Source organism: Paenibacillus mesophilus (assembly GCF_005938385.1).
Lineage (GTDB): Bacteria > Bacillota > Bacilli > Paenibacillales > NBRC-103111 > Paenibacillus_AB > Paenibacillus_AB mesophilus.
On the sequence record NZ_VCRA01000034.1, the window covers coordinates 41,445 to 61,006 of the forward strand.

Consider the following 19,562-nt stretch of genomic DNA (forward strand, 5'->3'; position numbering starts at 1 on the left):
TAGGGATCAGACTAATGGAGGAAGGAGATCGTTGAATTGAAGCAGCGAAACGATGACTGCAGTAAAGCTTAGTGAAAAAAGAATGTCGAAATATAGTTCGATATGAATTTGACGCATTTTTTTGTCGAAAGACCTTCCCGTCTGCGATGTCGATTAAGCGACTTTTGCCGCATTGTTGCGTGAAAACGATTCTGGTATTTTCCAGATATACGCAGCAGTTGGGAGGGATATGATGTTCGAACGTAATCAGTCCGACGGAAATGCCGCCGATCGGGGCCCAGGAATGGCCGCTCCGTCGATTTCGCTGCCGAAAGGCGGCGGAGCGATCCGAGGCATTGCCGAAAAGTTCGCCGCCACCCCCATTACCGGCACCGGCTCCATGTCCATCCCCCTCGCTCTCAGCCCCGGTCGTTCCGGCTTCGGTCCCACGCTATCGCTATCCTATAATTCCGGCAGCGGCAACGGGCCGTACGGCTTCGGATGGACGCTCTCGATTCCCGCCATTTCCCGCAAAACGGACAAAGGACTGCCCCTCTACGAAGATGCGGAAGAATCCGATTTATACGTGTTGTCCGGCGCCGAAGATTTGGTGCCCTGTTTGCTGCCCGACGGAAGCACGGACGAGGAAGCGACGGCGGACGGCTATATGATCCGCCGTTACCGGCCGCGCATCGAAGGGCTGTTCGCCCGCATCGAACGTCTGTTTCACAGGGCGACCGGTACTATCCATTGGCGCGTCGTCACCCGCGACAACGTTACGACGATTTATGGCGATACGAGCGATAGCCGGGTCGCCGATCCGAGCGAGCCGAGCCATATATTCAGTTGGCTCGCAACCGCAAGCTGGGATTCGTTCGGCAACGCCGTCGTATACGAATATGCAGCGGAGAACGGGGAAAACGTCGACATGCAGCAAGCAGCCGAGCACAACCGAGTACGCTCGGCCAATCGCTATTTGAAGCGGGTGAAATACGGCAATAAAGTGTCCCGACTCATCCAGCCGGATATGACACTGCACGAATGGATGTTCGAAGCGGTGTTCGATTATGACGAAGGCCATCTGATCGATATCGATACGGCGCCCGCTGTTGATCCGCCACCGGGAAAGCCGCGCGCGGTCACTGCATCCGTATCGCCTGTTCGGAGCTGGTCCGCGCGTCCGGACCCGTTTTCCTTTTACCGCGCCGGTTTTGAAGTGCGCACGCATCGCCGTTGCCGCCGCGTTCTCATGTTTCACCGCTTCGACGAACTGGGCCCCGAACCTTGTCTCGTCCGCTCCACCGAATTCGAATACGCCGACTTCGATTATGCAGCGCCATCCGCTGTCGAAGCGGAAATCGCTCATCCAGGCAGCACACGCACCGCTTCGTTCCTTTGCGCCGTTACCGAATCGGGATATATACGCGACGGTGCAGAGGATACGCAGTATATGAGGCATTCGCTGCCTCCGCTCTCGTTCCGGTACAGCAAGCCGACCTTTAACGCGGACATTCGCGAATTGAACACGGAAAGCGGCGGAAGAGGAAGCAGCGAAGCTTTTGAAGGCGGCGCTTCTCTATGGGTTGACCTGAACGGGGAAGGAATACCGGGACTGTTGACGGAGCAAGCAGGCGCATGGCTGTACGAGCCCAACCTGGGAGGAGGCCGGCTCGGTCCGAGGCAAACGGTCGCCGCCATGCCCAATCTCGCCTATTTGGCCGGCGGCCGGCAGCAGTTGGCCGACATAACCGGCGACGGGAAACTGGACTTGGTGCTGTTGGACGGTCCGCACGCAGGTTTTTTTGAACGTGCGGGGGACGATTCGTGGCACCGTTTTCAGCCGTTCCGCCAATTGCCCAACATACCTTGGGACGAACCGAATGTTACGTTTATCGATTTGGACGGCGACGGCCGAGCCGACGTGCTTTTTACCGAGCATGAGCTGTTCAGCTGGCATTCCATGCTAGCCGATGAAGGCTTCGGCCCGGCCCGGCAAGTCCAGCTGCCGTTCGACGAGGATCGCGGTCCGCGCCTTGTGCTGGCAGATGGCGTGCAGTCCATCTATTTGGCCGATATGTGCGGCGACGGTCTAAACGATTTTGTGCGGATTCGCAACGGCGAAGTTTGCTATTGGCCGAATTTGGGATACGGTCGGTTCGGAGCGAAAATCGTCATGGACAATGCTCCTTGGTTCGATTATCCCGACCAATTCAATCAAAAACGAATTCGGCTTGCCGATTTGGACGGCTCCGGCGTCACCGATATCGTGTACATCGGACGCGATGAGGTCAAGCTGTTTCTTAATCAATCGGGCAACCGTTGGAGCGGGCCTATCGGTTTAGGGCGTTTTCCTCTTCCGGACCGGCTGGATACGGTCGCGGCCGTCGATTTGCTCGGAAGCGGCACGTCTTGTCTCGTCTGGACGGCGTCCGTACCGGGAGAAGCGCGGCGTTCGATCCGCTACGTCGATTTGCTGGACGGGAAGAAGCCGCACCTGCTCGTCGGCATCGTAAACAATACCGGCGGGGAAACGGATATCGCGTACGCGTCGTCGACGAAATTTTACTTGGCGGACAAGCTGGACGGAAACGGTTGGAAGACGAAACTGCCGTTTCCCGTACACGTAATCGAGCGCGTCGAAACCCGCGACCGGATCGTCGGCAGCCGCTTCGTCACCCGATACGCTTACCATCACGGCTATTACGACGGGGAGGAAGGGGAATTTCGCGGCTTCGGAATGGTCGAGCAGTGGGACACCGAGTCGTTTGCGGATGGTACGGCCGCGGCAGAGAGCGGCAGCGGTGCAATGGAGCCGCCGCCTGAGCTGAACCAGCCACCGGTTATGACACGCACTTGGTTTCATACCGGCGCCTGTTTCGAACAAACCGGCGTCTTGCATCCGCTGCGCGATCAGTATTACTTGCAGAAGCCTCACACCGATGAACCCGTGATGCCGGAACATATGGACGTCACGGAATGGCGGGAATGCGTCCGGACGCTGAAGGGGCTTGCGCTGCGCCAGGAAGTTTACAGCTTTGACGGGTCCGCACAGGAGCGGCATCCGTATTCCGTCAGCGAAAACCGCTACGAAGTGAAGCGGCTGCAGCGGCGGGGGAAGCAAATGCGGCATAACCATGCCGTGTTCATGACGGTCTCGCTGGAAATAGTATCTCTTTATTATGAAAGGAACCCGCACGATCCGCGCATAACCCAAGTGCTGAACTTAAAAACCGACGAGCTCGGCCATTCGCTTCAGTCGTGTACGGTCGTGTACGGACGAAGCGCGAACGATCCGTCGCTGCCGGCAGAAGTGAGCGAGGCGCAAAGCCGGCTTTATATCACTTGCGCGGAGGCGGATTACACCGCCGATAGGATAAAGCCCGGTCCGCTTCCCGCTTACCGGCTGCGCACGCCTTATGAGACGAGGACATACGAAATAACCGGCGCGCCGCATAGAGCCGGGCTGTACCGAGCGGAGGACATGCAAAGCCTCATTAACGCGGCGTCGTCCATTCCGTACGAAGCGTTGGCCGACGGAACGACAGCGCAAAAACGGCTGCTGTCGCATAACCGGACGTTATTTTTGGACGACAGCCTCGCTCCGTTGCCGCTTGGCGAGTGGGACACGCTCGGGCTCGTGCATCAAACGTACCGGTTGGCGTTTACGCCAGGCGCGGTCGGACATTATGCCGGAAAAGTAACCGATGTGGACTTGGCTGCGGCCGGTTACGTTCATTTCCAAAACGACGACGGCTGGTGGGTCCGTTCCGGCACAGCGATTTACCCGGCCGATCCGGCGGCGCACTTTTACATCCCGGTCGGCGCGAAAGACCCGTTAGGAGTGGAAACGGTAGCCGACCTGGACCGCTACGACCTGCTCGTCGAGCGGGTGCGGGTCAAACAGGCGGATTGGAGCGTTCTATCGGCCGTCAACGACTACCGCACGCTCGGTCCGGTCATGACGACGGACCCGAACAAAAACCGGGCGGCTGTGCAAATCGACGCCCTCGGCATGGTCGTGAGAAGCGCGGTTATGGGCAAGGAAGGCTCGGATGACGGCGATACGCTGGCAGACCCGACGACGCGGCTCGAATACGAGTTGTTCAACTGGATGAACGAAGGCAAGCCGAACCGCATCCGGCTGTTCGCGCGAGAGCAGCACGGAGCCGCCAATACGGGCTGGAAGGAAAGCTGTCTGTATTGGAACGGCAGCGGCGGCGTGGCGATGGCGAAAACGCGGGCGGCTCCGGGTAAGGCGCTTCGCGCCAATCCCGACGGCACCCTCCGGGAGGTCGACGCCGATCCGCGCTGGGTCGGCAACGGACGTACGGTGCTGAACAATAAAGGCAACCCGGTCAAGCAGTACGAACCGTATTTCAGTACGACGCTCGAGTACGAGGATGAGAAGGCGCTGCGGGAAATCGGCGTTTCTCCGCGATTGTGGTACGATGCGCTCGGCCGAAACATCCGCACCGACTACCCGAACGGCACGTTCGGCAAAGTCGAATTCGACCCGTGGAAGCAGCGCATATTCGATGCCAACGATACGGTGAAAGAAAGCCGCTGGTATGCCGAACGGGGGAGCCCGGACCCCGCCGTCGAGCCGGAGCCGCTTGCCGACCCGGAGCGAAGGTCGGCTTGGCTGGCGGCCAAGCATGCCGGTACTCCGAGCGAAGCCCATCTCGACAGTTTGGGCCGGCCGGTATACGCCATATCCGATTATGGAGCGGGCAAAAAGGCGACTGTCCGATCGGAAAGCGATTTGACGGGGCGATTCACGGCCGTATTCGATCAGGAAAAGCGTCAAGTATCTACCCAATTTACCGGTATGGCCGGTACGCCGATTTATTGCGAAAGCGCGGAGAAAGGCCGTCGCTGGATGTTTCCCGACGCTGTCGGGGCGATCGTAAAAACGTGGGACGAGCACGGCCGGGAATTCCGCACCGGCTACGACGATTTGCACCGTCCGGTCAGCATGTACGTGCGGGAGCCGGGACAAAACGAAACGCTGTTCAACTACGTTGTCTACGGCGACCGGCATCCCGAGGGAGAAAGGCTCAATTTGCTCGGCGCGGCCCATCAGCTGTTCGATACGGCCGGGATGGTGCGCGTTGCGGAAACGGATTTCAAAGGCAATCCGCTGCGGATCGAGCGCGTATTGGCGAAAGCGTACAAAAACGATCCGGATTGGCAGCCGCTTGCTGCACAGCCGGGATATGACGATATTCAGACAGCGGCCGCTCCTCTGCTAGCGGAAACGGAAGTTTTCACCGCATCTTCGATGTACGACGCGCGGAATCGCCCGACTCAAGTGACACTGCCGGACGGGACGGTTATGTCGCCGACCTATAACGAAGCGGACGTGCTTTCTTCGCTTCAGGCGCAAATACGCGGCCAAGGGGCGCTTCGCTCCTTTTTGCTCGAGCAGGATTACGACGCCAAAGGCCAACGCCAGTTCGCGCACTATGGCAACGGAGTCGTTACCCGCTACCGCTACGAACGAACGACAAACCGGCTGGCCAGTCTGCAATCATACAAGCAGGGCGGCGAACAGCCCGATGCGGCGGCGATGCAGCTTTTACGGTATACGTATGACCCGGTCGGCAATATCGTTCACATTCGCGACGAAGCGCAGCAGACGCACTTTTTCAACAATGCGGTCGTTAAGCCGGAACAACTGTACGAGTACGATGCGGTTTATCAGCTGATCCGCGCGACCGGCAGAGAGCAGGCCGGGCTGGCCGGTGGAACGATGCCGGGCTTTGGCGATCTCGACTTTGCGCCGAATTTGCCGCATGCCAACGATACGGACGCGGTACGTACCTATACCGAACATTACGAGTACGACCTGCTGGGCAATTTGACGGCGATGCGGCACCGTTTTAAAAGCGAGACGGGGGCCGGCAGCGGCTGGACGCGCCGCTATCGGTACAGCTACGAGGACGATCCGGCCGACCGTACGAATCGGCTGCTTGCGACAAGCGCATCCGGAGACCCGGATAACGGGCCTTACAGCGAAGCATATCGATACGATCAATACGGCAATATGATCGCTATGCCGCATCTGCCGACGCTCGATTGGAACTATATGGACCAGCTGCGTCAGGTCGACCTGGGAGGCGGCGGAACGGCGTACTACGTAAACGGCGCGGGCGGCCAGCGGGTCCGCAAAGTGATTGAACGGCCCGGAGGGTTCGTCGAAGAGCGCATTTATTTGGGAAACGTGGAAATATACCGGGAACGACAAAATGGCAGCTCCGCCCCTTCCTTGGAGCGGCAGACGCTGCATATTTCCGACAATGCCGGACGAATCGCCCAAGTGGATACGAAAACAAAGGACGAGAGTGACTCTGATCCCGCCAATCCGCTCAATGTGCCGCTTATTCGGTATACATACGGCAACCATCTCGGATCGGCCGTGCTGGAGACGGATGCCGACGGAACCGTCATATCGTACGAAGAATATCATCCGTTCGGTACTACAGCTTACCGTTCGGCAAAATCCGGCGTCGATCGAAGCTTGAAAAGATACCGGTTCAGCGGCAAGGAACGGGATGCAGAGACCGGGCTGTACTATTTCGGAGCCCGTTATTACGCGCCATGGCTCGGCAGGTGGACGAGCAGCGATCCGGCGGGGTTCGTCAACGGTCCGAATCTGTTCCAATATTGCCGCAACAACCCGGTTATGCTCGGCGACCGCGACGGCAAACAAGCGAGCCCGGCAGGCCGGGTAAGCTGGGAAATTCCGTCATGGGTATACCAGGCGGCCGACGGGAGCAGGTTGTCCGACGCGGATGCTACGGCCAACTTCGAGCGTTGGATGGGGCAGTCTCATCCGGATAGACGGTTTACCCCGGGATCGGTAACGATCGACTGGTCAACGATGCGGGGAAGGCGGGGGCCGACCTTCAACGCGGACTGGCTGAGGGGCGACGGCTCGCGGCTGCTGCCCGATCCCGGTCAGGTCGGCAGCGTAGCGCAGCATGACCAGCATCCGCCCGCCTTACGAGCGGTGCCGGGGGATACGAGCTCGGCACGGCTGTCGGAAGACGAGCATATGATGCCGAAAGCGCAGCTGCAAGATATGACGACCGATCCCGATACGGGCACGCCCGGCTATACCGATCGAAGATATAGCAGGGACTCGACGATGCGGGCCGATCGCACCGACGCGCTAACGAAAACGCACGGCAACCGGGGCGGACCGACGGCCGACAACCCGACGACGAGAAGCTTGCGGGGCCGCGTAGCGGCGGGCGGGACGGTCGATTACCGCGAAGATATATTCGAGCGGAGCAGGCGGCAGGCGATCGCTTCGGGGATGCCGGAGGAAGCGGTCAACCGGGCGATTCTTGAGCAGGAAGGCAACTTGTTCTCGATCAACCCGACGACATTAAGCGACGAAGACGGACCCTCGCCGCATCCGTCATCGCCCCCGCCAAGCTCAAGCACCCCGGGAGGGTCATCCGGCGGCGGCTCCGGCGCAAGACCGCCCAGCCCTATAGGCAGCTATGCCAGAGCGGGCGGAGCGGAGCTCGCCAGAAGCTTCATCCCGGGCTTCGTCGAAGCAGAAATCGCCGGTATATTTGCCCATTCTTTTGTAGTAGGTACGTTGGGCATTACAAGCGGTCCGCTCCCGGTCGTGGCGGAAGCGATATCCGCAGCGCCAACCTCGTTTGCCGCGTCGGTCACATTGCCGGCATTCGGAGGCGCGGTAGTCGGAAATATCGTCGAATCCGCCGTATTGGAAAACGGAGGCAGCAGGGAGCTTAGCATCGGCGCGGCCGTTTTGACCGCGGGGGGAACCGGGGCGGTTATCGGCACGTTCATTCCGATTCCGGGCGTCGGCACGGCGGCAGGAGCGTTAATCGGAGCGGGAATCGGCATTATCGGGTACGGGATAAGCAAGCTGTTCTAGGAGTCTGTCCGTTGAAAGAAAAGCGTAATCTAGCAGCAACTTCCGAGGAGGTTAGCGATGAAAAGAATCTTATTTCCGCTCAAACCGAATATGACAGGCGCTGAAGTCGCCGCTTTGCACGAATGTTTGCAGTTTTTGCTGGACAAGGGCGTCTACCCGTTTAGCGAAGACGAGAAGCGCGAATACGCGGAGTTGATCAGCGTGGAAGCAAGAAAAAACGTATACGCCGACGTAACGCAAAAGCTGGTCGCGATTTTTCAGGAGCTGAACCAAATATCTTCAACCGGAGACGTCGACGAACAAACGGCGAACGCGCTGAACGCCATTCTCGAAAAGCTCGGAGCGTTTGAGCAAACGGAGCAGCCGGATTGCGAACGGAACCGGCTCGTAGGCGGACGAGTCGTAAGCATGGAAGGCAAGCCGTTTGTCGGCGGCCTCATCCGGGCGTATCATGCCGACGCGCGGGGGAATTTGCGAATCGGCGAAGATACGAGCGATATAGAAGGCCAATACACGATTCGATATGAGCCGCTGCCTGACAACGGTGCGATTGTTCTATTTGTTGCAGCGTATGATGCGTCCGGCAAGCTGCTGGGCCAGTCCGAAGTATTAGAGGGCGCGGGCAATCTGGAAATCGTCGACTTGGTCGTGTCGATCGCCGAACCCGAGCCGGAAGTGGCGATGTATCGGGTGGAGGGTAAGGCGTCGAGCCGGATAAGCGCCGGGGTAAGCGGATTAAGAGTGCGCATCGTAGACAAGGCGGTTGGCGCAGATGTGCTGCTCGTCGAAACGGTTACGGGCGAAGGCGGCTCTTACCGGGCTTCGTTTTCCGAGTACGCCTTCCGCCAGCGCGGCAAGCAGCGTCCCGATTTGCAAGCGATCGTATACGCGGCCGCCGACAATACGGTTCTCGGATCATCCGATGTGCGCTATAATGCGGCCGCCTATGAGAGGATCGATGTGCGCCTCGATGCGTCGGGTTCGGCCGCGAGCGCTTTGCAGGCGGAGCACGATACGTTGACCGGTACGATTTCCCGACACTACCGGGGCAAATTGGGCGAGCTGAAAGAAACGGACGACCGGCAAGATATTACGTACTTGGCCAATAAAACCGGATGGGACGCGAGGGCGGTCGCTTTGGCCGCTCTGGCCGACCAATTTTCGGCGGGAACGGCAATCGACGGAGGGAGTGCCAAAATCGAGCCTGCTTTTTTCTATGCGCTGTTCCGCACCGGACTGCCGGCAAACGAAACGGCGATTTACGAGCTTGACGGCGGGGCCGTCGAATCGATCTGGAAGCAGGCGATAACGCAGGGCATTATCCCGACTGCATTGGCAAGCCGTATTCCGGCGGCGGTGGAGCAATTCCGGGAGACGGCAGGTCGGCGGATGCTCGCAAGCGACGCTTTGGTCGGCGCTTCCGCGCTGAAAGAGATCGTCGACGTTTCATTCGGCGACGAACCCGAACGCAGGAGCAAATTTGCCGAACTGTATGCCCGTTATCGGGACGATACGTCCAAGCTGTGGTCTTCCGTTCGGGATACGCTTGGGGAATCGACGGAGCAGCGATTGAAGCTGGACGGGCAGCTCGCCTATTTGACGCTCAACAACGCGCCGTTAATGCGCAAGCTTCACGCCGCCGGCGGTTCGCAGGGATTGACCGATACGCTGAATTTGGTTAGCGGCGGATTTTATAAAGCGGATCGGTGGAAGCAGGCGATCGGAAGCGATCCGATTCCGCCGGAAATAACCGGAGACAACGAGGCGGCAAGAGCGAACCGCTATGCCGAGCTGCTGGCGGCCAAAGTGCGGCTCAGCTTTCCGACGGCTGTCGTATCCCGAATGGTTCTATCGGGTGAAACGAAGGTGGCCGATGAACGATTGCGCACCCGGATTCATACAGTGCTGAACGAGCATCAAGGCAAGTTTGAGATCGGCGGGATTCCGGTCGAGCAATACGCGAAGCTGAATCAGGCGCAAATCGAGCCAGAAGTGATGAACGAAATTACGCGAATTCAGCGGGTTTATCAAATAACGCCGAGCGATGAAGCGATGAATGCGCTGCTTCTCAAGGGGATCGACTCGGCCTATGCGGTTACCCGATACGACCGGGACGACTTCATTCGCGCCGTTCGCGACGAGGTAGGCGGGGAGGAGCACGCCCGACTTATCTATGCGAAGTCGCAGCAGGTTCACAACGCCGTGCTGAACATCGCCATGTCCTATATGACGGCGAGCAACGCGCCCGGAGTCGGCGTTCACAGCCCGGCGCAAATTATCGACCCGGCGCCTACGGGGCCTAATCCGCATTCGTCCGATGTCATCGCCTATTCGACGTTGGAAAGCTTGTTTAACAGCTTGGATTACTGCACGTGCAGCCATTGCCGTTCCATACTTAGTCCGGCCGCTTATTTGGTCGACCTGCTCCTGTTCATCGACCGTCCGACCGTTCCGACCGGATTTGTCAATCCGCAAACGATACTGCTCGAGCGCCGGCCGGACATCGCGCATCTTCCGCTGACATGCGAAAATACGAACACGCCGCTGCCTTATATCGATTTGGTCAACGAGACGCTGGAATATTATATCGCGAACAAGCTGACTTTGTCCGGCTACACCGGTCACAATACGGACGGCTCGGCGGCGACGGAGCAGTTGCTCGCAAACCCGCAGTACGTTAGCGACAAAGCGTATGAGACGATTGCCGGCAAAACGGCCGTGCCGGGTGACCCGGCGCCGCTATTGCCGCCGGCCTCCACGCTTCCGTTTCACCGACCGCTCGAATTGATGCGCCGTCTGTTCGCCAAATTCGAAGCCCCGATCGCAACGGTGATGGAATCGCTGCGCCAGGACGACCGGCTGGAACGGGCGAACGCCGGCGACTACGGCTGGCGCGATATATGGATGGAGGAACTTCGCCTCTCGCGCGCCGAATATGCGCTTTTGACGGATCGGACGATTCCGCTGAAAAAGCTGTACGGGTTTGCCGAAACGACGGCGGACACCGACGTGATGTCCCGTCTTGAAAATGTGAAGTCGTTTACACGACGCGTCGAAATCTCTTACGAAGACATATTCGAATTGCTCAAAACGCGTACGATCAATCCGTACTCGACGCTCATTCCGAAGCTGGAACGGCTCGGCGTGCCGATCGCCGCGCTGAAGGCGTTGAAAGACGGCGCGATTACGGATGCCGAGTTCGACGCGGCGCTCGCACCGCATCTTGACCAGTCCCAGTACGGCGGGAATGTAAAGGAATGGGTTAAAAATCCGAGCAATTACGCGAATATAATGGGGCTGTTGACGATATCGGACCCGAACGGAATCGTCGATGCAAGCAACTTCGATAAGCTCGTCTTCCGTTATGCCAATCCCGATCCGGCTGCCGGGCGGGTGCGTTCGTTTGAATTTGTCCGTTTGCTGCGCTTCATCCGGCTGCAAAAAAAGCTGGGCTGGTCGATCGAGCAAACCGATAAGGCGATTACGGCGCTGTATCCGGCGGAGCACATGCCGAACGATACCGACGACGCCGTCAATTTGCAAAAGCTTGACGCCGGATATGCCGTATTGCTGCCGAGGCTTGGCGTACTGAGCAAAGTGATGGACGAGCTGAAGCTTGTGCCGAGCAAAGATTTGCTGCCGCTGCTCGCTTGCTTTGCCCCGATCGACACGCACGGCTACAGTTCGCTGTACCGGCAGCTATTTCTCTCTCCGGCGATGCTGAAGCAGGATTCGGCTTTCTCCGACGACGGCTACGGTCGATATCTCGACGGCACGGAGAAGCTGATCGCTCATTCGGGGCTGCTGCGCGCAGCGTTCCGGTTAACCGACGAAGAGTTCGGCCAGCTCGCCGAATCGCTTTCGATTCATGCCGGGACGCCGCTTACCGTGGACAACATATCGGCCATATACCGCCGCAGTTGGCTGGCCCGCAAGCTGAAGCTCGGCGTCAAGCCGTTTATGCTGCTGTGCCGTTATACCGGATTTGACCCGTTCGTCGCGATCGATCCGGTCCATCCGCAGCTGCTGCGTTTTATTGCCTTCGTCAATCGGCTCAAAGCCAGCTCGATAAAGCCGGAGGAAGCTCTTTATTGGATTTGGAACGTAGACGCGAGCGGCAGAACGGCTCCGTCAGACGGTGATGTCACGGAGTTTGCCCGCATGCTGCGCGCCGAATTCGCCGCCGCCGATGCCGAGTTTGCCTTGTCGGCCGACCCGGACGGACAGTCGGCTAAGGCGAAGCTTGCTTTACTGTACGGCAACGAAGCGGCCGAATCGTTTATCGGTTTATTGAACCGCAGCGTAACGTCGGATGTCGCTTATTCGCACGATCAGCCTGCTCTGCAGACGGATATCGCGACCGCCGCTGCGGGCCAGCTCGCTTACGACAGCTTGCGGAAACGGCTCATTTACCGTGCGGGCGCGATGCCCGATGCGGTTCGTACGGCGCTGCACGGCGCGGCCTCTGCAACCGATGCGTTCAAGGAAGCTGTCGACCGGTTATATAGGCAAAGCCGGACGTTTTTTGAGCGGTATCCGGAGCTGCTCCCTCATTACGATGCTTACGTGAGATCCGCTTCGCCGGATGAGGAGAAGCGCTCGCAGCTGCTCGCCGGCCTGCTGCCTGAGCTGAAGCAGCGCCGCAAACGCCAACGCTCCTTCGCCGCCATCGGCGCGGCGGTCAAAGCGGAAGACAGATTTGCCCAAACGGTTCTCGATGACGCAAACGTGCTGCACGCCGCAGCCGATCAGAGCCGTCCCGCGCTCGACGATTTGACGGCGATCGAACAAAACGGCTTGACGGCCCGCTTCTATTACGGCGCAACGGCGGAAGGAGCCGTCGGGTTGGAAATGGCCGCCGAAGCCGACTTGTCCTATTCGATTTCCGGCGGGCATCCGCTGCCTGCAAATCCGACGGCGGGAAGCGCCGTCTCCGGTACTTGGAGCGGATACGCGGAAGCGGCGGAAACCGGCGCCTGCAATTTTCATATCGAAGCCGACCCCGAAGCCGTCGTTACACTCGTTCTAGACGGCGCACCGGTGCCGCTTACACGTACAGGCGCGATATGGAGCAACAGCGCGCCGATCAAGCTGCGTGCGGGGACGCTGTACGCGATCGCTATTCGAGCGGACAATGTGAAACAAACGCTTCATTTCCGCTGGGAGACGAGCGGTCGCGGTAGAGAGACGATTCCGGCGCGGTATCTATACTCCGAAGCGCTGGTCGGCCATTTGCGGCAAACGTATATCCGTTACGCCAAGACTGCGGTGCTATCCGAATCGCTGCAGTTGACTACGGCCGACGTCGCCTTCCACGCCGGGCGCGCGGAATACCGGATCGGTGGAGAAAGCTGGCTGAACGGATTGCCGACATCAGTCGTCCCTGATCCCGCTTTGTCGGCAGCGCTGTACAAGTCGTTTCGGGGGCTGCTCGAGGTTGCCCGCCTTAAAGCGGAGCTCGCTCCGAAAGACGAACGGCTGCTGGCCGTGCTCCGCGACCCGGCGGCGGCAGCGCTCGATGCCGACGGCCCGCTCTATATATTGACCCGCTGGGAGGAAGCTTCCCTGCAGACACTGCTCACGCGCTTCGGCGTGACAATCGCCGATCTGGCCTCCCCAGAAACGTTCGGCCGCGTATTCGATGCGTACGGATGGGTGAATAAGCTAGGCGTATCGGCCTCCGCTATGCTTCGGGCTGCCTTTAATGAGCCGGACGCGGCTGCTGAGCGAGAGCTGCAGTCAGCGCTTCGCGCCCGCTTCGCCGAGGAAGACTGGCTGATCGCGCTAAAGCCGATCAACGACGAAATGCGCCGTCTGCAGCGGGACGCTCTGGTCGCTTATATTATTCATCAAATGAAGGAATCGCCGGCTTCGGCCCATATCGATACGCCGGACAAGCTGTTCGAATATTTTTTGATGGATGTGCAGATGGAGCCTTGCATGCAAACGTCGCGCATTCGGCATGCGCTGTCGTCGATCCAGCTGTTTATCGAGCGGTGCTTGATGAACCTCGAGCCGCGGGCCGCCCCTTCCACGATCAATGCGAAGCAGTGGCAGTGGATGAGCCGTTACCGGATATGGGAAGCGAACCGCAAAGTATTTCTGTACCCGGAAAACTGGCTGGAGCCGGAGCTGCGCGACGATCAGTCGCCGTTTTTCAAGGAAGCGATGAGCGAGCTGCTGCAAAATGATATTACCGACGACCGCGCGGCAACAGCGCTGCTTCACTATTTGTCCAAGCTGGAGGAGGTCGCCAAGCTGGAGCCGTGCGGCATCCATTACGCGGAAAACGATTCGCAAAAAGCCGAGGACGACATCGCCCATGTCGTTGCCCGTACAGCCGGGGCGAACCGCAAATATTTTTACCGGCGGCGCGAATACGGCTATTGGACGGCTTGGGAGCAAATTAAGCTGGATATCGAGGACGATCCGGTCATACCGGTCGTTTGGAAAAACCGGCTGCTGCTGTTTTGGCTCAAAATCGTGAAAGACTCGCCGATGGAAAAGCCGGATTTGCCGGATGGCGATATGGCCGGCACGAAAGCCGACGATATCGTCTCGGCGACAACAGCGGCGTATACCGTGAAAGCGATATTGTGCTGGAGCGAGTACTATAACGGCAAATGGCAGCCGGTCAAAACGTCCGACGTCAACAGGCCGACCGAGCTGGGGCAGTTTAAGATGTTTGGCAGCTCCGTCTTCAACCGCTCGGAGCTTCGTTTATCCGTATCCGCTTCCGGAACCGGAGGCGCGCTGACAATAAGCATATCCGGCCAAGGCCAGTCGTCGTTCAGGATGTACAATACGCACAGTTTGCCGGTCAGGGGGGAAGATATTCCTTTTGAGGAGTTCGACCTCAAGGATATATTCGAGCAGTCGAAGAAGCCGTCGCGCAAGCTGGATCCATCCGGATCGATATTTACGATTACGTATCGCCACAGCGGTTTGTACCATCTCGATATAAAGAAAGACAGCTCCTTGACGCGTGCCGTCGTAAAAAACGGCATCGGCGATCGTGTGATCGAACCGCTCCATCCTTTGCAAAATCCGTGGGATGCGCCGTTCTTTTACGAGGATAGCCGTCATCTGTTTTATGTCAAAACGGCGGAACGAATCGTTCGAATTCCCGAATGGAACGAATACGTCCCTATTCCTAAGCCTAACAAGGACTGGATCATTCCGAATTTGGTCATGCCTGAGTTTAAAATTCCGAAGCTGCCCCGGGAAGTTTTCGATATGGTCGGCAATCCGGGCATCAAAACGGTCAGGCCCGAGCAAATAAACCGTTTCGTCACCGAGGACGCCTATATTAAGCAAGGAATCGGCACGCTCGGAACGGTGCTTTACGGGGATAAAGAGATCGGACTTACAGGCCGCGTATCCGGCTCTGTACGCTATTGACGCGAAAAGGGAGGAGAACCGAATATGCCTGTGGCGAAGCCGGAATTGCTGGGATTCCATGCGAAGAAAGATATGCAAGTTAAACTATGGGGAATGTATACATTCAAGGAAGATACGGAATTCACGTATACGTTCGAAAACTTTTTCCACCCGTTTGTCGGCGAATTGATCGAAAAGCTGAATAAAGAATCGCTGACCGGGATGCTGGACCCGAATTTTCACCAAAGCTTGACCCGTTCGTTTTTCGATTCGTTTTATACGTCGCAGACGAGCGATGTCGTGAAGGTCGAGCATTTCGCCAAACAGATCGACGTTAGCGAGGGCGGCCCTTATGCGAATTACAACTGGGAGCTGCTGTTCCATATCCCGCTTGCCATCGCGGTCCATCTAAGCAAAAATCAACGGTTCGCCGAAGCGCAGCGGTGGTTCCACTATATATTCGATCCGACATGCAACGATACGTCGATTCCGACGCCGCAGCGGTATTGGAAGTTTATCGCCTTCCGCAAAGGGGGCAGTCCGACGCGAATCGACGAGCTGCTGGCGCTGCTCAGCAAACCCGACGCCAGCCCGGAGGAGGAAGCGCTGCGGGAATCGATATTGAGCGGCTATGAAGCGATCCGCAACAAGCCGTTTCAGCCTTACGCCGTTGCGCGGACTCGGCATCTTGCGTTCCAATACAACGTTGTGATGAAATATTTGGACAATTTGATCGCATGGGGCGATTCGCTTTTCCGCCAAGATACGGTAGAATCGCTGAACGAAGCGACACAGCGCTACGTTCTCGCCGCCAACCTGCTGGGCGCCCGCCCGCAGCGCATTCCCCAGCTAGGCACGACGCGACCGCGAACGTTCGCCGAGCTGAAGGTGGCTGGTCTTGACGCTATGGGCAACGCACTAGTCGAGCTGGAGGGAAAGTTCCCGCTCAACCTCGGCTTGCCGCCGGCTCAGGCGTCGGACCCCGACGCCGCCGGGCCGTTGTTCGGCATCGGGCGCACGCTGTATTTTTGCATTCCCGGCAACGAAAAGCTGCTCGGCTATTGGGATACGGTAGCCGACCGGCTGTTCAAAATACGCCATTGCCTCAATATTGAAGGCGTCGCACGCCAATTGGCGCTGTTCGATCCGCCGATCGATCCCGGCATGCTCGTCAAAGCGGCGGCGGCCGGCATCGACATCGGCTCGATCGCCGGAGGGCTGAATCAGCCGATCGGTCCTGTCCGTTCGCCGGTTCTTATCGACAAAGCGCTGCAGCTATGCTCGGAAGTGCGGAATCTCGGCACCGCCCTGCTTTCGGCGATCGAGAAAGGGGACGGCGAGCGTATGGCGCTGCTTCGCCAAGGGCATGAAATCAACGTGCAGCGGGCGGCGAAGGAAGTGCGGTTTCTCCAGTGGAAGCAGGCGCAGGCGGCGACCGAAGCGCTGCTGCGCGGACGGGCGAGCGCATTGGAGCGGTACCAGTTTTACCGCCGATTGCTGGGCTTGGCTCCCGCTGAGAATGCGCCTCAGGATACGCTTGTACCGAACCGGTCGGAATTGAACGAGGACAATTTCGACGAAATGTATACGGCGCTTGTCGGCCAGTTCGATACAACGGTCGGGCGTATCGATTATCCGGAAATGAATACGAAGCAGGAGGGACGACTCCACCTGCTTGCCGGCGAATACGACGAGCTGAACGGCCATTCGGATCGGGCGATAGCGGCCCGAATTACGGCGGCCGGAGTCGATGCGATCGCGGGCGGGCTTGCGCTTATTCCTACGTTTCATCTAAAAGCGTCTTATTGGGGGATCGGTCCCGATGCGCGAATCGGCGGCGGCGACCCATTGGCGAACGCCAGCAGAGCGATCAGTTCGGGATTCAGTCTGTGGGCCCATATCGAGGAGACGAACGGGGCGAACGCGGTTAAAAAAGCTTCGTACGAACGGCGCGCCGACGAATGGATGCTTCAGGCCAATTTGGCCGCGAACGAGCTTATGCAAATCGGTCGGCAGACGATCACTTCGCTTATTGCCGAGCAGGTCGCTTACCGGGAATATAAAAATATCGAAAACCAGATCGAGCAAGCCGAGGAAGTGGACCGGTTTTTGCGGGAAAAGTTTACGAACGAGGAGCTGTACGGCTGGATGCAGGGCGAGCTGTCCCGGCTGTATTACGAATATTACCGGTTCGCTTTCGATACGGCGCGCAAGGCGGAGCAGACGATGAAGCGCGAGCTGATGCGGCCGGAGACGGACAGTGCGGATTTTATCAGCTTCAACTATTGGGATAGCGGACGCAAAGGACTTTTGTCGGGCGAGGCGCTTTATTTGGATGTGCTGAAGTTGAAAGCGGCATACGACGACAACAACAAGCGCGAATACGAGCTGATCAAGCATGTGTCCGTCCGCCAGCTCGATCCGTCGGCCCTGTTGTCGCTTAAGGCGACGGGAACTTGTCAAATCGCCGTCCCCGAATGGGTGTTCGATCTTGATGGAGCGGGTCATTACATGCGCCGGCTGAAGCAGGTGAGCTTGTCGATCCCGTCGGTAACGGGGCCGTATACGAGCGTGAACTGCACGCTTACGCTGCTGCGCAGCACGGTAAGGAAGTCGCCGCTTCTGGCCGACGGCGAATACGCCAGACAAAGCAGCGAGGATAGCCGGTTCGCCGACTATTACGGATCGATGCAGTCGATTGTAACGAGCAGCGCCAATAACGACAGCGGCATGTTCGAGATGAATTTGCGGGATGACCGGCTGCTGCCGTTTGAAGGAGCGGGGGCGGAGAGTTTATGGATGCTGGAGCTTCCAGCCGATTTTCGCCAATTCGACTACAACACGATATCAGACGTCATACTCCATATGCGCTATACGGCAAGACAAGGCGGCCAATCGCTGCGAGGCGGGGCGATCGGGAATTTGACCGAGCTTGTGGCGGAAGCGGACAGCTCCGGACTTGCGCTGATGTTCAGCCTCTCGCACGATTACCCGGGCGAGTGGCACCGGTTCGTCACCGGCAGCGGCGATTTTGCCGCAGCGGTGAAGCGCGACTATTTCCCGTATTTCACCCGGGGAAAAGAGATCGCGATCGAGGATGTCAGGCTATATGCGATCGTCGATGAACAGCTGGAGTCGGCTGCGCCGTCCGCGATCGATCTGGCTGCGCTAACGGACTCGCTGCGCGACGAAGGGCAGTTCGAGCTGTCGCTCGCGCCTGATGATGCAGTGCTCGTGCGTGAGCGGCAGGTACAGGTGTTTGTGCGGGTCCGGTATACGCTAGGTTAGGAGAAGTCGAGCCGACATGAAAACCATGAAAACCATGAAAACCTCCAATACCACTTTTGCTGTGGTATTGGAGGTTTTTTCTGAATCTCGGACTTTTCTTAACGATGAATTTCTCGCTTCCGGGAATTCTTGCCATCACATGTGGAGCAGTACGTGACTGGCCAAATACTTTCAGAGCATTCAGATCGACAACGGCAATCAATCTTGACTGGCTACAACACCTTTATGTTTAACCTAAAAAAATGGTTGGGCACGAAGTTCAGCGATGAAAAGTAAGCTGCACTTTCCGTTTCATTAACAAAGGAATATATGTTCGGTATATTTTAGTGGAATTTACCTAAATCACAAGGAGATCAAAAATACCAACCTACAAGAAATTAGTTCGAGATGGGATACCTGAAATGATTGAGGTTGGAACGTGACTGACCAAAGGGACGACTTATGATTATACATTTACACAAAATCCGTATTTTATACATATGTTTATAAATCTGTTTCGAACCAACATAAATGACAAGAACTGTCGGATGACAAGAACATAACAACATAAATGACAAGAACTTAACAACTTGACATAATCGCGAATTGCTCTATTTTCTTCTGATGGATCGTCAAAACATTTCATCGCCACGCGTTGTGGCGTAAAAGATTTCATATTACGTAACTCCTTTCTTTTATTTCTCGAGTTATTGACACATTTTTCATTGATGTTTTTTTCTCTATCTTCTTTCTTGATGATTACTTGAATCTCTTGCTTATGTTTTACATTTATATCGTGTTTGAAGATGATTTTAGGTAAACTCTTTTCTAGCATTATGCTAACTTGTCTCCAATCCGGTACACTTATTTGTGTTGATCCCTCCACTGAGACTTCAAGCCATTGGTAAAAATAATTTGCCCCTGCCTGTTCATGGCTTCAAGCTTCATTTATAAGCAAACGCCTTTTCACTCGGGGAAACATACTCCTGCTGCAAGTTACTGTCCACCATAAGAATGG

3 protein-coding genes are annotated in these 19,562 nt (G+C 57.4%); all 3 read left to right on the forward strand.

Annotation, left to right across the window (positions count from 1 at the left end; all coding sequences use genetic code 11):
* The first annotated feature begins 232 nt into the window (after positions 1–232).
* From FE783_RS32540 to FE783_RS32550, 3 genes are read left to right on the forward strand one after another with little or no spacing between them, the layout of a single operon-like run.
* The gene (locus tag FE783_RS32540; protein WP_158302168.1) at positions 233–7,897 is read left to right on the forward strand and encodes a SpvB/TcaC N-terminal domain-containing protein; all 7,665 of its coding nucleotides are present in this window, start codon (positions 233–235) and stop codon (positions 7,895–7,897) included.
* A 57-nt stretch (positions 7,898–7,954) separates the two neighbouring features.
* Positions 7,955–15,298, forward strand: coding sequence for a neuraminidase-like domain-containing protein (locus FE783_RS32545; RefSeq protein WP_138883576.1), 7,344 nt, complete (start codon positions 7,955–7,957; stop codon positions 15,296–15,298).
* 24 nt (positions 15,299–15,322) lie between these two features.
* Complete coding sequence (locus tag FE783_RS32550; RefSeq protein ID WP_138883577.1) at positions 15,323–18,565, forward strand: Tc toxin subunit A-related protein; 3,243 nt, start codon at positions 15,323–15,325, stop codon at positions 18,563–18,565.
* Positions 18,566–19,562 lie beyond the last annotated feature (997 nt).

Coding starts and splice junctions, on each gene's coding strand:
- FE783_RS32540 (WP_158302168.1), top strand. CDS start 233: ATGTTCGAACGTAATCAGTCCGACGGAAATGCCGCCGATCGGGGCCCA.
- FE783_RS32550 (WP_138883577.1), top strand. CDS start 15,323: ATGCCTGTGGCGAAGCCGGAATTGCTGGGATTCCATGCGAAGAAAGAT.
- FE783_RS32545 (WP_138883576.1), top strand. CDS start 7,955: ATGAAAAGAATCTTATTTCCGCTCAAACCGAATATGACAGGCGCTGAA.